Annotated in this window: 5 protein-coding genes; all 5 read right to left on the bottom strand. The window is 70.9% G+C overall.

Annotated elements, in window-relative coordinates; translation table 11 throughout:
• Nucleotides 1–79: 79 nt before the first annotated feature.
• Entirely contained in the window at nucleotides 80–1852 is a 1773-nt protein-coding gene (locus ACFQZQ_RS01145) for a glucosamine inositolphosphorylceramide transferase family protein (RefSeq protein ID WP_386810854.1), read from the bottom strand.
• Nucleotides 1849–2658, bottom strand: a complete 810-nt coding sequence (locus ACFQZQ_RS01140; RefSeq protein WP_386810853.1) for a hypothetical protein — start codon at nucleotides 2656–2658, stop codon at nucleotides 1849–1851. Before ACFQZQ_RS01140 ends, ACFQZQ_RS01145 begins: the two co-directional genes overlap by 4 nt.
• A 3-nt stretch (nucleotides 2659–2661) precedes the next feature.
• A complete protein-coding gene (locus ACFQZQ_RS01135; protein WP_386810852.1) occupies nucleotides 2662–3519 on the bottom strand; it encodes a hypothetical protein in 858 nt (285 codons plus the stop codon).
• Between the two features lie 85 nt (nucleotides 3520–3604).
• Nucleotides 3605–8662: an amino acid adenylation domain-containing protein gene (locus tag ACFQZQ_RS01130; protein ID WP_386810851.1), complete on the bottom strand. Its 5058-nt coding sequence runs from the start codon at nucleotides 8660–8662 to the stop codon at nucleotides 3605–3607.
• Entirely contained in the window at nucleotides 8659–16089 is a 7431-nt protein-coding gene (locus tag ACFQZQ_RS01125) for an amino acid adenylation domain-containing protein (protein WP_386810850.1), read from the bottom strand. Before ACFQZQ_RS01125 ends, ACFQZQ_RS01130 begins: the two co-directional genes overlap by 4 nt.
• Between the last annotated feature and the right edge of the window lie 119 nt (nucleotides 16090–16208).

The raw sequence follows: 16208 nt of genomic DNA, 5'->3' as shown, positions 1-16208 counted from the left end.
GCGAGGAAACTCGCCCGACTTTTTTGTTTTCAGCGTGGCCGATGCGCGCCGCGGATGGGGTGGAGCGGGGTGCCGCGGCTCAGGTCTTCGCAAGCACCGGCAGCACCTTCCGGTAAGCACCGACAGCGTCGCTGCCCGTGGCTTCGTCCACCCCCGTGGTTTCCACGGCCGGTAGCCGGTCGCAATTCCGCGGCGGCGTGCCGCGCGCATCCAGTACTTCGACCCCGGCCGCTTCGTTGTAGGTATGGCAACCGTCCAGACCGGACGTCCAGCGCGTATCCAGCCGCCCCAGCGGACGCTCGCGGTAGTGGGTAGGACTCAGCTCCAGCACCTCGTTGAACACGACCGCGGCTCCGTAGCGCGGCGCGCAGTCCTGGGCCGGCCTCACCAGGCGCCCATCGCGCTGGAACAGACGCCCTGCGGGGCGCGCGCGACGGACGTCGTTCACCACCGGGTTGGCCGGATGCGGGCGGTAGGGCCCTTCCAGCCTCTCGGCCACGAACAGGAACAACTCGTCGCAACTGCTGCCGCCGCTCTCGCCGACATTCGCGAACAGGTACCAGCGGTGGTCGTGGTAGTGCAGGGTCGGATCGACGAAGCCCCAGCCGCTGACCAGGTTGGTGACGTGCTGCCAGCGCAGCGGAAAAGCCTCGGCCCGGTACAGGCGCACGCATTTGTCCTGCCCCGATTCCACGGTCAGGTACCACTGGTCCTCCCAGCGGAACACCTGCGGGTAGGACAGGTGGAACGGGTGCTCCAGCACCACCCCCAAAGGACGCGCTTGAGTTTCAGCCAGCTCCACGCAGGCGATAACGCCCTTGGTGTCGCCTTCAGCCCATTGCTCGACGAACAGAAGTCGGCGTCCGGCGTGGACGGTCAGGCACGGATCGGCCCAGAACCGGTTGCCCGGGGCCGACAGGAAGGTGGACTGCCGGATGTCGGGCGCATCCGGGTCGATCGGGGCGGCACCTTGGCGCAGGAGGATGTGCCAGGCCTCGTCGTTGGACCTGGCGCGCCGACGCGTGGCCAGGCGAAACGCCAGGGTCCTGGCGAAAGTCAGGACGCCAGCGCCCCACCGTGTCGGCGCGGGCGCCAGCTGCAGGCGGGCGGTGCGCTGTGACGGCACCGGCAACTCGCCGTTAGCCAACTTCCGCAGCGAGCGCATCAGCAACCCCGGCATCCGCAGGAAGGCCCTCTCGCGCTGGGCGCTGGCCGAGGCACGGCAGGTCGAGCTCCAGCCGGCGGCGAGCGGCGTCGGCGGACGGTCGAGGTGGTGAAGCTGCAGCTCCACGGCGGTGGCTACTTCGCCGCGCATGACCGGGGACAGCAAGGCCTGTGCGGCCTCCACGGCATCGGTGAGGTTGCGGCCGAATTCCCAGCAGCCCCACTCGGCACGATCGCCCAGTGCTTCGGCCCAGTGCGCCGCTCCAACCAGCAGCACCAGGTCGGGCCGCAATGCGCCGACGGTCGCGCGCATCTCGGCGGTGTCCAGGTCATGGGGGATCGCCAGCTCGAATGCGATCCCGTCCTGCGGCGTGGCTTCGACCAAGGCCAATCCCGTTCCGAGCTTGCGGCGGCCCTCGTAGGCCAGCAGCGCGCGCACGTCCAGCGGCGTCGGATGAGTCGGCACCTCGGACTCCCCCGCGATCGGCAGCACCACCAGCTCCAGCCACGGGTGTTCCGTTGCCAGTTCGAGAAAGCGCAGTAGCCAGCCCGGCAACCGCCGCGGCGCGACCAGCACCACCTTGAACCGCGGCGCCGGCTCGGTCGGCATCACGTACAGCGGCGTCCGCGCCGGCCTCGACGGGACTGCCGGTGGCGGGTCGGCGGGCAGCGGCGGCGCGCGGTTCATGCCTGCACCGCGGTCGGCGGGAAAGACGATATCAGCCAGTCCTGCATGGTCGCGAGCAGCCGGTCGCGGTGCGCGCGCGCATAGAAGGTGTGGTCGCAATCAGGCCAGTAGTGCATGGCCACCCTCTTGTCGCCGGCCGCCTTGCCGAAACTCCAGGCGAACTGGCGCGGATGCAGGAAACGGTCGGTGTAGCCCCCGGTGTAGATCCACAAGGAGTGGACATCGCGTGCCACCAGCGTCGCGAACTGACGCTGCGCCTCGCCCCGCTCCGGCCATTCGCGGTAGTCCGCGATGTCCGCCTTGGGGGATGCCCTGCCGGCACGTCCTACCCATCGCCACAGCACTCCTAACCAGTCACGCGGGCGGCGCAGGACTCCGGCCATGCGTGCCAGCTGGTACCACGGCCCGGTGTAGGACAGCCCGTCGAGCAAGACCATCGCGGTCACCCGCTCGTCCGCCAGCGCCGCACTCCAGCCCACGTCGGCGGCGCTGCACACCCCGCCGACCGCGAACCGGCGGCAGCCGTACTCGGACGCCAGGTGATCGAGCGCGGCCAACGTCGCCTCGCGCGATCCGCACCCTGGCAGGCGCGGGGTCTCACCGACCCCGGGCACCTCGAAGCGGAACGTGCGGAACCCGCACGACAGCAGGCGCTGCGCCAGTTCGACGTTCATCCGGAACGGACCGGAACGCGGCAGCAGGCCGGCGCTGGGCAGCACCAGCGTGGGCGCATCGGCGGGCAGTGATGCGCCGCTGAGCACGCCCACCAGCCGACCCTCGGGCCCGAACTGCACGATGCGGTCCATGCTTCAGCCCTCCTCCAGCAATGCCCACGCCAATTCTTCGGCCGTACGCTTCAAGGAGGGCCCGACAAACAACCCCGAGTCCATCCGCAAGCCACTGCCTAGGTCTGGTGAGTCGACCGGCAGGTCGAACACCCGCTGCAACGCCAGTTCCGGCTTCTGTTGCGGCGACGATTGGACAGGCCGCAGCACCGCCCAGTAACGGGCGCCCTGGGTCGGCGCGTGGGTCGGCGCGTGTCCCGACAGGCGCGCGCCGGCGATGTCGCTGAGCAATCGCGGCGATACCGCCAAGCCCATCAGCTGCCGCTCATCGGCAGGCACCGCACCGGCATGATCGGGCCGGTAGCGACTCGCGGAATTGCGCTCGGCGGCATCGGCGCGCTGCAGCTCCGCCAGCCAGCTGGCGCCATCGATGATCGGTTCCCACAGCACCACCAGGTCGGGATCACCGCCCTCGCCGATCCAGCGCGCCACCGGCAACGCCGCCGCGCGCCACGCGAACACCACGATCCGCTGCACCTGCGCCTGCGCACGCAGCGCTTGCGCGGCCAGCGTCAGGTCGGCGCACATCGAGGTGAAGTCGGCCTGGTCGCTGTCGCCGCCGGAGTCGCCGGTCCCGAAAAAATCGAAACGCAGCGACGGCAAGCCCATCGCGGCGAAACCGCTCGCCATTTCGGCCAGCAGGCGACGGCTGCGCGGTTGCTCGTGGAACAGCGGCGCCGCGAACAGCACGCCCAACCGCGGACCGGCTATCGCGGACCGATGCAGCGACGCGTACAGCTGCCGGCCCGGGTCGCCCAGCCAGAACGGCTCCCAGGCGCCGATGCCGGTCCTGTTCGCCTGCAGGGTCAACGCGTCGCCCATGCGGCCCACCGTTGAGCTCTGCTGCCATGCACCCGCGAGCCGATATCGGCCCTGGCGGCTGCCATCGCAGTGAACGGCGGGCCGTTCACTGGGGTGTCTCCGCGACCGTGCCGCCGAACAGGCGCCGGACGTTGCGGGCTAACCGGCTGCGAAGTCCGGCCGGGCGATGCGGGTCGAACGACGCCGGCAGGTCGGCCGCGATTTCGTCGAGGTTCTGCGATGCCAGGCGCAACAGCTTGATGCGCAGCCCGGTATCGCGCGCGACCCGCTCGGCCATCTGCACGCCGAGCATCGAGTTGCCGCCCAGGTCGAAGAAGTTGTCGCCGGGCTCGACCCGGGTGCCGAGCAACTCGGTCCATAGGTCGACGAGGTAGCGCACGCGTGGGTCGGCGTTGGCCGGCATCGGCCTGGCCGCCTGCATGCGCGCCGGGCGCTGCGCGCCGGCCGCGCCGTCGAAGCGGGCCTGGTCGGTGGCCGACCGTTCGCCCGCGACTGCCACGGCATCCCCGATCAACGCCGACTCGCCATCGCTGAACCGGGTCAGCGCCTCGATCGACTGGGTCGGGTCGCGCACGATCGCACACAGCACCTCCAGGTAGCGCTGGCTCAGCAACACGATGGTGGCGTCGTGGAAGATGTCGGAGTTGTAGATCAGCCCGCCGGTCAACCCCGCCGCGTCCTCGATGAACCACATGCCCAGGTCTTCGGTCGCCGCCGGCTGGAACACCTCCACGCGCTCGTGCCGCAGCGGCCCCCACTGGGTGACGCGCTGGCGGATGTCCTGGAACGAGAACAGCGACTGGTAAAGCATCGCGCCGCCGCCGGCGCTGCGCAGGCTGAGCTCGCGCACCAGGTCCTCCAGGCGGATGTCCGGGTTGGCGAAGCTGTCCAGCACCACCGCCTTGACGGCTTTCACCGTATCGGCGAACGACTGCGCCGGATCGACCTCGACATGCAGCGGCAGCAGGTTGGTGAAGTAGCCCATCAGCTCCTCGACCTGGGCCGAGTTGCGGCCGCGCACGGGAGTGCCGACCACCAGGTCGCGCTGCCCGGTCAGGCGGCTCATCAGCGCGTAGTACGCGGTAAGCAGGATGACGAACAAGGTCGCGTCCAGCTGCAGGCCGGTGTCGCGCAGCGCGATGGTCAAGTCCTTGGGCACCGCGACGACCTGCGAGCTGCCCGTCCCGGACATGCCGGCGCGGCGCGGCTTGTCGGTCGGCATCGCCTGCAGCCGCTTGACCCGCTCGCCGCCCTGCCCGCCCAGCCGTTCGCGCCAGAACGCCAACTGCCGCGCGTACTCCGGGCCGTGGACCCATTCGCGGTGCCACGCCGCGTAGTCGCCGTAGGTGACCGGCAGCTCGGCTAGCGTCGGCGGCCGGCCCTCGACGTGCGCCGCATACAGCTCCGATAGCTGCGCGTACAGCAGGTCGAACGACCAGCCGTCCCAGATGATGTGGTGGGGCATGAAGAACAGCACGTGTTCGTCGCTGTCGAGCTTGAACAAGCGCGCGCAGAACAGCGGGGCCTGGCTGAGATCGGCGAACGGCACTTCCACCAGCGCGCGCAGGCGCGTGGCCAGTTCCGCCTCGCGAGCCGCCGCTGGCAGGTGCGACAGGTCCTGGACCTGCAGCAGGCCGGTCTCGATGTCGTCGTGGATCACCTGCACCGGTTCACCGGCGTGCATGCCGATGGTGGTGCGCAGCACGGTCTGGCGCTGGGCCAGGTCGCGCAGCGCGCGGTCCAGCAACGCTACGTCCAGCGGGCCGGACAGGCGGTGCCCGGACGGCGTGTTGTACGACACCTGCCCCGGGTTGAACTCCTCGAGCATCCGCAGCCTCTCCTGCATCAGCGACAGCGGCGCGCGCCGTTGGTCGCCACGGCGTTCGATCGGCGGCGGTGGGGCGACCCCGGCGGCGGCATCGCTTTCCAGCAGGTGCGCCAGGCGTTCCACGGTCGGTGCATCGAACAACGCACGCAGCGACAGCGACACGCCCAGCTCGCGGTTGAGCCGCGTGGTCAGCTGCGCGGCCAGCAGCGAATGGCCGCCGAGCGCGAAGAAGTTGTCGTCCACGCCCAGTTCGGGCAACGCCAGCACCTGCTCCATCACCGCCGCGATCTGGCGCTCCAGTTCGGTGCGCGGTGCGATGCGTTCGGGCGCGCGCTGGGCCAGCAGGTCCGGGGCCGGCAACGCGTTGCGGTCGACCTTGCTGTTGGGCAGCAGCGGGATCGCGGCCAGGCACACCAGGTGCTGCGGCACCATGTAGTCGGGCAGCACCGCACGCAGGTGGGCGAGCAACGATTTGTCTTCCGGTTGCGCGCCCTCGCGCGCCACCACGTAGCCGACCAGCCGCACGTCGCCCGGCCGGTCTTCGCGCGCGATCACCACGCAGCGGGCGACATCGGGGTGGCTGGCCAGGTTGGCCTCGATCTCGCCCAGCTCGATCCGGTAGCCGCGCACCTTGACCTGGAAGTCGAGGCGTCCGAGGTGCTCGATGGTGCCGTCGTTGCGCCAGCGCCCCCGATCGCCGGTGCGGTACAGGCGCGCGCCCGCGGCGTCCGAGAACGGATCATCGACGAAGCGCTCGGCGGTCAGCTCGGGGCGGTTGAGGTAGCCCAGAGCCACCCCGTCGCCGCCGATCCACAGCTCGCCGGGCACGCCGATCGGGCACGGCTGGCGCTGTTCGTCGAGCACCCACACCTGGGTGTTGGCGACCGGTCGGCCGATGACGATGCCGGCGCGCGGGTTCTGCACGCGCCAGTAGCTCGAATAGATCGTGGTCTCGGTCGGACCGTAGCCGTTCCACACTTCGCCGCAGCGAGCTAGCAGGGCTTCGGCCAGATCGAGCGCGAGCGGCTCGCCGCCGGACACGGCCTTGAACCCGGGGCGGCCCTGCCATCCCGATTCCACCAGCAGGCGCCAGCCCGCGGGGGTGGCCTGCAGGTAAGTGGCCTGGCTGCCCTCGACCAGCTTGCGCAGTTCGGCCGCGTCGCGTTGCTGCTCGCGGCTGGCGATCACCACCTGCGCGCCGACGCTGAGCGGCAGCATCAGCTCCATGAAGGCGATGTCGAACGAGAGCGTGGTCACCGACACCAGCACGTCGTCGGCGCTCATGCCCGGTGCCTGTTGCATCGCCGGGATGAAGTTCGCGGTGCAGCGGTGCGGCACCTGCACGCCCTTGGGGCGGCCGGTGGAGCCGGAGGTGTAGATCACGTAGGCGATCGAGTCGGGCAGCGCCGCAGCCTCGTCGCGGCCGAGGCGATCGCTGGCCGCGGCGTCGAGTTCGGCACCCAGCGCGTCGAGCACCAGCACCGGCCGGCCCTGCAGGTCGAAGCGCGCGGCGTGCTCGCGCTGGGTCAGCAGCGCGGCCAGGCCGGCGTCCTCGACCATGTAGGCCAGGCGCTCGTCCGGGAACGCCGGGTCCAGCGGCACGTACCCCGCTCCGGCCTTCAGCACCGCCAGCACCGCCGCTAGCATGTCCGCGTCGCGGTCCAGCGCCAGCCCGACCAGGCTGCCGCGACGCACGCCGCGCGCGCGCAACAGCTGCGCGATGCGGTTGCTGCGCGCCTCCAGCTCGGCGTAGCTGAGCGTGGTGGCGCCGGCACGCACCGCGACCCGCGCCGGGGTTCGGTCGGCCTGCACCTCGAAGAATTCGTGCGCGCGCATCTGCCGGTCGTAGGCCGTTGGCGCCGGCTGCAGCGCCACCAGTTCGGCGCGCGCCGGCGCATCCAGCAGCGGCAATGTCGCAATTGCCTGATCCGGCTGCTCCACCGCGGCGCGCAGCAAGGTGGCGTAAGCGCCCATCCAGCGCCGGATGCTGGCGGCGTCGAACAGGTCGCGGTTGTACTGGCACTCCAGCCGCAGGCCGCCGGTCACCGGCACCGCGTTGACGAACAGCTCGAAGTTCTCGTGGCTACGCGGGTTGGCGCTGCATTCGAACTCCAGGTCCGGGAACGCCACCGTCGACTCGTCCAGCGGCTGGTCGAGGTTGAACAGCACGCTCACCAGCGGCAGCCGCGCCGGATCGCGCGGGATCGCGAGTTTCTTCAGCAGCGTGCCGAACGTGTATTGCTGGTGATCGAACGCATCGAGCAGCAATCCGGCGGTCGCCTCGATTGCCGCGGCGAAGCCGGTGTCGGGCGCGATCTCCGAGCGCACCGGCAGGATGTTGACGCAATGCCCGACCAACGCGCCATGGCCGCCGACCGCCTGCCCCGCCGCGGCGATACCGACGACGACGTCGGATTGGCCCGACAGGCGCCGCAGCACGCTGGTGAAAGCGGTGAACAGGGTAGCGAACAGGCTCGCGCCGCGGCGCGCGCCGAGCTTGCGCAGCGCGTCCACCAGGTCGGCATCGAGCAGCACGTCCTCGCGCGAGGCCGCGAACGTGCGCTGCCGCGGCCGCGGGCGGTCCACCGGCAACTCGAGCGCCGGAACGGCACCGTCGAAGCGCGACAACCAGTAACGCTCGTCGTCCTGCGCCTGCGCGCTGTTCGCCCAGGCCGCCTGTCCATCGACGTAGTCGGCGAAGGACTGCGCCGCTGGCAGCACGCCCGCGCCGGGTTGGCCGACGCGGCGTGCGTAGCTGGCGGCGAGGTCATGCACCAGCACGCCGAACGACCAGCCATCGCAGACGATGTGGTGCGCGGTCAGCAGCAGCACGTGCTCCTGGTCGGCCAGGCGCAGCAACTCGGCGCGCAGCAGCGGGCCGTGTTCGAGGTCGAACGGCGTGGCGACCACCGCGCGCAGGCGCTCGCCCAGCGCCGCGGCGCGCGCGTCCGGCGCCAGCGCCGACAGGTCGCGGCGCGCGGTTTCCAGCTCGATGTGCTCGGCGATGCACAACTCGTCGCCGCTCGGGCTGATCGTCGCGCGCAGGGATTCGTGGCGCTCGCCCAGTTCCCGTACCGCCGCGCTCAGCGCGTCGGCGTCCAGCGCGCCGCGCAGGTGCAGCGAGATCGACTCGTTGTACGCCAGCGAGCCTTCGCTGCCGAGCTTGTCTGCCAGCCACACCTCGCGCTGCGGCTCGGTGATCGGCACGACACGCGCCAGCGCCGTCTGCGCGAACGGGTCGTAGTCGACCAGCCCCTCAGGAGCAATCCCCTCGGGAGCTGCGACCGACTGCGGGGCATTGACGGCGTTGTTCATGCGCTCACCTTGATGAACTTTCCGGAGATTTCGGGATGCGGCACGAACCACGCCGGCTGGCCATCGGCGTCGCGGCCGAGCCGCGCGCCCGGCACCGGGGGCCGGTTGGCGTCGAGCGTCACCAGTTCGGCGTCGCGGCGGCGCGGGATGAACTCGGCGGCCTGCAGCTCCAACACCGACTCCTTGAACGCCTTCACGATCGCGGCGAAATCGGCTTCCGAATGCGCGGTGGTGAAGAAGCACGGGAAGTGGTCGAGGATGTGGATGCCGCGGCTGCGCATCATCGCGAACAGCAGATCCTGCAGCGGGTGCTCTTCGGTGAAGAACGTCTTCCAGAACGAGGCGAAGTGCTTTACCTCGATCGGCGCGCCGACTTCCTCGCAGAACGCGTTGAGCTCGCCGGCCATCGCCGCGGTGCGCGCGTTGAGCAATTGCTGCAGCGCCGGCCCGGCCGCCTTGAGGTGCTCGAGCACCGCCTTGGCCGCGGCCAAGGCCAGCGGGTGGCGCACGAACGTGCCGGCGAAATAGGTCACGCCCACGGTCGGGATCGAGTCGTCGCCGAATTGCCAGTAACCGCCGTCGAGCGCGTCCATGTACTCGCGCTTGCCGGCGATCACCCCGATCGGGAAACCGCCGCCGACCACCTTGCCGTAGGCGGCCAGGTCGGCGTCGATGCCGAGCACTTCCTGCGCGCCGCGCGGGTCGGCGCGGAACCCGGTCACGACCTCGTCGAAGATCAGCAATGCGCCGGCGTCGCGGGTGATGGTGCGCAGTTCCTGCAGGAACTCGCGCGGCTGGAAGTCGGGGCGCCGGCTCTGCACCGGCTCGACCAGCACCGCGGCAATTTCGTGCGCACGCTCGCGGATGATCTGCAGGCTTTCCGGGGTGCCGTAGTCGAGCACCAGCACGTGCTCGGCGGTGTTGCGCAGGATCCCCGGCGCCGCCGGGATCGAGCGCAGCGTCTTGGTACCGCGCACGATCACCTCGTCGAAGATGCCGTGGTAGGAGCCGGTGAAGATCACCAGCGTGTTGCGGCCAGTGACCGTGCGGGCGATGCGGATGGTGCCCATCACCGCCTCGGAGCCTGTGTTGCACAGCCCGGCGCGGGCGAAGCCGGTGAGTTCGCACACCAGCCGCGCCACTTCCCCGGCCAGCGGGTGCTGCGGGCCGATCTCGTAGCCCAGGTCGAGCTGACGCTTGACCGCGTTGAGCACGAACTCGGGCTGCCAGCCGAACAGGTTCATGCCGAAGCCGTTGAGCACGTCGATGTACTCGTTGCCGTCCAGGTCCCAGACGCGCGAACCCTGCGAACGGCCGACCACGACCTGGTAGGTGATCTCCTTGAGCAGCGGGCGGAAGCCGTTGACCACGCGCGGGTCGGCCAGGTGTGAACGGTGCTCCTGGGTGTAGTCCTTGGAACGCTGGGTGCGCGCGATGTAGCGGCGCATGAAAGCGTCCAGCCGCGCGCGCTGGCGGCCGCTGAGCTCGGCATTGGCATTGCTGTTGTGGATGCGCGCGATCGCGCCAAACGCCTTCTTGACGTCGTACTGGGTGTGGGCGAGCGCGGCTTCCTCGGCCGCGGCATCCGGTGCATCGGGCGTGGCGACGGCAACGGGCGGCGGCTCGGTTGGCGGTGCCGGCGTTGTCGGCGCGGCCGCTACGGCGGGCGCGAAAGCAGGCGCGGCCGTGCCCGCGGCGGTGCTCCCCGACAGCAGCGCGAGCTGCTGCGACATCAGCTGCATCTGCTGGGCGATCAGCTGGCGGGCGAAGTCGTCGCCGACGCCGATGATTGGCATCGGTGTGGGCATCGCGGCTGGCGCGACGGCCGCGGGCACCGGCGCGGCTGCCGCCGGTGCGATGACGGAGGTCGGCGCAACCGCCGCCGCGATCGCCTCGGCCGGCAACTGCGCGTCGAGCATCGCCGCGAGCTTGTCGAGGCTCGCGCATTCGCCCATGAGCTGGCGGAAGGTGATCTTGACCGGGAACGATCGCTGCAGCTGCAGCGCGACCTGGGTCAGCATCAGGCTGTCGAGGCCGAGCTCGATGAAGTTGGCATCGGCGTCGGCATCGGCCAGGTCGAACCCGGCCACGTCCTCGAACAGGTCCTTGAGCTGCGCGACCAGGCGCGGCTTGCGGTCGGCGCTGGGCGACGGTGCGGGGTTGGCGGCCGCGGCCGGGGCGGATGGCGACATGACAGGCTCCAACGTCGTCGCAGACGCGACGACGGACTGTGGGGTGATGGTTGCGGCAGCAGGCTGCGGCACCGCTGGCGCAAGGGTGGACGGCGTCGCGACGGCGGCTTCCAGCCAGTAGCGCTGGCGCTCGAACGGGTACGTGGGCAGGCGCAGGCGCTGGCGCACGCCGCGACGATCGAATACCGCCGGATCGACCGCCACGCCGCGGCACCACAGCTGCCCGGCGGCCTTGCGGAAATCGGCGGGCTCGCTGGCTGGCGTGTCGGCCAGCGTCGCCACCGCGCCGATCGATTGCTTCTGCACCAGCGGGTGCTGGCGCGCGAGGCCGCACAGGCTCGCGCGCGGGCCGACTTCGAGCAGCACCCGCGCCGGCTCCTCGAGCGCGCGGCCAAGCGCGGCGGCGAAGCGCACCGGCTCGCGCAGGTGGCGGGCCCAGTATGCGGGCGAGGTCGCGGTGTCGGCGTCGAGCCACTCGCCGCTCGCGGTCGAGACCAGCGGCAGCCGCGGCGCGGCGCGCGCCGTCGCGGCCACCTCGGCCAGGAACGGCGCGACCATCGGCTCCATCATCGCCGAGTGGAACGCGTGCGAAGTGCGCAACGCGCGGCAGGCAACACCGTCGGCTTCCAGCGCGGCCTGGAACCGCGCCACCGCGTCGAGCGGCCCGGCGACCACGCAGGCGCCCGGCGCGTTCTCGGCCGCCAGCGACAGCTGCGCCGGCAAGCGCGGCAGCAGGGCGTCCAGTGGCATCCGCACCGACACCATCGCGCCGGCCGGCTGTGCCTGCATCAGGGCGCCGCGGCGCGCGACCAGGCGTAGCGCATCGCGCAACGCGAACACGCCGGCCAGGGTCGCCGCGACGAACTCGCCGACGCTGTGGCCGACCATCGCCGCCGGCGTGAGGCCGACACTCATCCACAACTTCGCCAGCGCGTACTCGATCGCGAACGTCGCCGGCTGCATCACGGCGGTCGGCAACAGCGCATCCGGGTCGTCGCCGAACACGCGCTCGCGCAGGTCGAACCCGAGTTCGCCGCGCAACGCCTCGGCGCACTCGTCGAACGCGGCACGGAACGCGGGTTCGCTGGCGTGCAGGCCGCGGCCCATGCCCGGATAGGTTGCCCCCTGGCCCGGGAACAGGAACACCACCTCGCTGGAACGCGCGGGACGACTGCGCGCGGCGGCGGAGACCGTGTCGGCGTCGCGCAACGCGGCCGCCGCCGCGGCGACGTCGTCGGCGACAACCGCGATCCGATGCGCGAACGCCTTGCGCCCGGTCGCCAGTGTCCACGCCACGTCGGCCAGGTTGGCCTCGGCGTTGCTTTCGAGGTGGGTCGCGAGGTTCGACATCGCCTGCCCCAGCGCCGCCGGCGTGCGCGCCGACAGCACCAGCAACTGCGGGCCGTGCGCGGGCTCGGACACCGGCGCGGCCGGCGCTTCCTCGAGCACCGCGTGCGCGTTGGTGCCGCCGACGCCGAACGAACTGACCCCGGCGCGGCGCGGCGCGCCGTGGTCGGGCCAGTCGATCAGACCGCCATTGACCACGAACGGCGAACTGGCGAAATCGATCACCGGGTTCGCGTGTTCGAAATGCGCCGTGCCCGGGATACGCCGCTGCGCCAGCGCCAGCGCGGTCTTGATCACGCCCGCGGCGCCGGCGGCGATCACGGTGTGCCCGACGTTGCTCTTGACCGAGCCGATCGTGCAGAAGCCCACGTCGTCGGTGCCGCGGCGGAATGCGCGAGTTAGCCCTTCGATCTCGATCGGGTCGCCGAGCGGGGTCGCGGTGCCGTGGGTTTCGACGTAACTGATGCTGCGCGGATCGACCCGCGCGTTGGCATGCGCCATTGCGATCACCGCCGCCTGGCCGTCGCTGCTGGGCGCGGTGAAACTGGCCTTGTGGCCGCCATCGTTGTTGATTGCGCCGCCGCGGATCACCGCGTACACCGGATTGCCGTCGGCGCGCGCATCGGACAGGCGCTTGAGCAGCACCACCGCGGCGCCGTCGCTGAACACCGTGCCCTGCGCGCGCGCGTCGAAGCTGCGCGTGTGGCCGTCGGGCGACAGCATCGCGCCCTCCTGGTACAGGTAACCGCTGCGCGGTGGGCACGTCACCGAGGCGCCGCCGGCCAGCGCCATGTCGCACTGGCCGGCGCGCAGGCTGGCCACCGCCTGGCAGATCGCGACCAGCGATGTCGAGCACGCGGTATGCACGCTGATCGCCGGGCCGGTGAGGTTGAGCTTGTGCGCTACGCGGGTGGCGACGTAGTCCTTCTCGTTGCCGAGCATCACCTGGAACGCACCGAGCTTGTCGATCAGGTCCGGGCGCGTGACCACATGCCGCTGGAAGTAGCTGGCGTTGTACATGCCGGCGAACACGCCGACCGGCCCGGTCGACGCGTCGGGCACCTGGCCGCCGCGCTCCATGCATTCCCAGCACAGCTCCAGGAAGATGCGCTGTTGCGGATCCATCAGCTCGGCTTCCTTGGCGCTGATCCCGAAGAAGCCCGCGTCGAACAGCTCGACACCGTCGATCACCCCGCGCGCTGGCACATACGCCGGGTCGTCGCGTTCGGCCGCGCCGATCGAGGGGTCCAGTTCGTCCGGCGCGAACACCGTGATCGAGTCGCGGCCTTCGCACAGGTTGTCCCAGAACGCCTCGACATCGGCGGCGCCCGGAAAGCGGCCGGCCATGGCGATGATCGCGATCGGGTCGTCTTCCGTGGCGTCGCCGCTGCGGATTGCGCCGGGCGCCATGCGGGCCGGGTCGATGGCGTTGGCGGCGCGTCCGTCGAGCGCCGCGGCCAGGGTCGCCGGGGTCGGGTTGCGGAACAGGCTGATCGCCGCCAGCGCGTAATCCTCGCCTGCACCGGCGTTGTTCGCGCTTCGGTCAGCGCGCAGCAACTCGAGCAGGCGCATCGCCAGCAACGAGTTGCCGCCGAGCTCGAAGAAGTTGTCGTGGCGCCCGACCTTGGCGATGTCGAGCAATGCGCCGTAGTGCGCGCAGATGCGCGACTCGGTGGCATTGCCGGGCGCCTCGTACGCGTTCGCCAGTTCGGGGCGCGCGTCATCCGGCGCCGGCAATGCGCGGCGGTCGAGCTTGCCATTGGGCGTGACCGGCAATGCCTCCAGCCGCAGGTAGCGCGCCGGCACCATGAACTCCGGCAATGCAGCGCCCAGATGCGCGCGCAGCGCCTGCGCGGTCGGCAGCGCATCGCCGGCGACGTAGTACGCCACCAGGCGCTTGTCGCCGCGGCCATTGGCGCAGGCCACCACCGCGCACGACTGCACGCCCGGGTGCGCACCTAGCACCGATTCGATCTCGCCCAGCTCGATGCGGAAACCGCGGATCTTGACCTGCGTGTCGGCGCGCCCGACGAACTCGACCACGCCATCAGTCCGATAGCGCACCTGGTCGCCGGTGCGGTACAGCCGTTCGCCCGGTTCCCCGAACGGATTGGCGACGAACCGCTCGCCGCTGAGCTGCGGCCGCTTGAGATAGCCGCGCGCGAGCCCGGCGCCGCCCACGTACAGCTCACCGAGCACGCCGACTGGCACCGGCTGAGCACGCGCGTTGAGCACGTAGAGCTGGGTATCGGCTATCGGGCGGCCGATCGGGATCGCGCTGGTGCCTGCGGGAACTTCCGCTGGAATCGCGTAGGTGCAGGTGAAGGTCGTGCATTCGGTCGGGCCGTAGCCGTTGTGCAGTTGCGTGTCCGGCGCCGTGGCGCGCATCCGCCGCACGTGGTCGACCGAAAGCGCCTCGCCGCCGGTGAACAGCTGCCGCAGCCCGGCGAGTTGACGCGGGTTCTTGTCGACCACCGCGTTAAACAGTGCGGCGGTCAACCACGCCGTGGTCACCCCCTGCCCGGCGATGGTCGCGGCCAGGCCGGCGCCGCTGGGGAGCGCCTCGCCGTGCACGACCACGCAGCCGCCGTTGAGCAGCGCGCCCCAGATCTCCAGCGTCGATGCATCGAACCCGAGCGGCGCCGCGTGCAGCATCCGCGTGTCCGGCCCCAGGTCGATGTAGGCGACCTCGCAGACCAGGCGCAGGATCGCGCGATGCGGGATCTCGACGCCTTTCGGCGTGCCGGTCGAGCCGGAGGTGTACATCACGTACGCCAGCGCCGCGCCGTCGGGTTCGGGATCGGTGTGGTCGGTCGGCGACAACGGCGCTTCCGTGCCGCCACCGATATCCACCAGTCGAATCGCGGCCGGCAGCGGTGGCTTCGGGCCGCGGCCATCCACCACCACGACCTCCGCGCCGGCATCCTCGAGCATGAAGGCCAGACGCGACGCGGGATGCGCCAGGTCCAGCGGCAGATACGCGGCACCGGCCTTGAGCACGCCGAGCACGGCGACGACGGCCGCAACGGAGCGCTCCATCGCCACGCCGACGATCGCGCCGCTTGCCACGCCCGCTTCGCGCAACTGCCGTGCCAGCGTATCGGCGCGTCGGTCCAGTTCGGTGTAGGTCAGCGTGGTGGAGGCGTCGGTGACCGCGATCGACGCGCCATGCGCATCACGGATCGCCGCAAACCGCGTGACGACCGAATCGCCTGTCGGCCGCGATACGGCCGGGCTGTTCCACTCGACCAATAGCCTGTGGCGCTCGGCCGGGTCGAGCACATCGATCTGCGCCGGGGCCACCCCCGCGACCAGTGCCGCCAATGCGCGTTGCACGCAGCCGGCAAGCAGCGCGATTGCGTCGGCGTCCAGCGGTGCGCGAAAAGTGATCTCCAGGCGCGCCTGTTCTTCGGCGTGATCTCCAGCATCGGCGGTCTCGCCGATCGCCAGGCGCCAGGTCGAGACGACGGGTTCGGGCGCAGCAGCAGCCAGCGAGGCCGCGTCGAGCGCGGCCCATGCCGCGGGCGACGGATTGCCTGCAACCTGCGCGACCAACGTCGGCGTCGCCGCCAGCCACTGGTCGCAACTGCCGTGCCCTTCGACTTCCACGCAGCCCTGCGCGACGGCCCCCTCGGCGATGCGGGTCACCAGCACCCGGCGGGCGCCAGCGAGACGTGATTCGACCAACGCCAAGGCAGCCAGCAACAGGGCGTCTGCAGCGTGGTCGTGGCGCTTCAACCAACCGCACACGGCGTCGGCCGGCAGCGCGTCCAGCTCGAACACCCGATGCTGCCATGCGCCGGCGATGGCATGGGCACGCACGGGCAGCACATCCAGCAACGGCAGCTCATCGATTGCCGCTTCGGTCGGCTCTGCACGCGTGTTCATCGAACTTGCCACTCGCCTTTGCTGGATCCACGTACGCCGCACTCTTGGCCCGCGGGCATCGTGGCGCCCTGCCTCGCGCGCTCCGATGGCCCCGGCCTTTGATCGGTAACGTTCCTTGT

The organism is Lysobacter koreensis, from assembly GCF_042677045.1.
Lineage (GTDB): Bacteria > Pseudomonadota > Gammaproteobacteria > Xanthomonadales > Xanthomonadaceae > Lysobacter_K > Lysobacter_K koreensis.
The sequence above is the reverse complement of the archived record's forward strand: the minus strand, read 5'-3'. Positions and strand labels throughout refer to the sequence as shown.

Bases quoted from the DNA above. Each gene is read 5' to 3' on its own strand.
- ACFQZQ_RS01145 (WP_386810854.1), bottom strand. From the start codon at position 1,852: ATGAACCGCGCGCCGCCGCTGCCCGCCGACCCGCCACCGGCAGTCCCG.
- ACFQZQ_RS01140 (WP_386810853.1), bottom strand. From the start codon at position 2,658: ATGGACCGCATCGTGCAGTTCGGGCCCGAGGGTCGGCTGGTGGGCGTG.
- ACFQZQ_RS01135 (WP_386810852.1), bottom strand. From the start codon at position 3,519: ATGGGCGACGCGTTGACCCTGCAGGCGAACAGGACCGGCATCGGCGCC.
- ACFQZQ_RS01130 (WP_386810851.1), bottom strand. From the start codon at position 8,662: ATGAACAACGCCGTCAATGCCCCGCAGTCGGTCGCAGCTCCCGAGGGG.
- ACFQZQ_RS01125 (WP_386810850.1), bottom strand. From the start codon at position 16,089: ATGAACACGCGTGCAGAGCCGACCGAAGCGGCAATCGATGAGCTGCCG.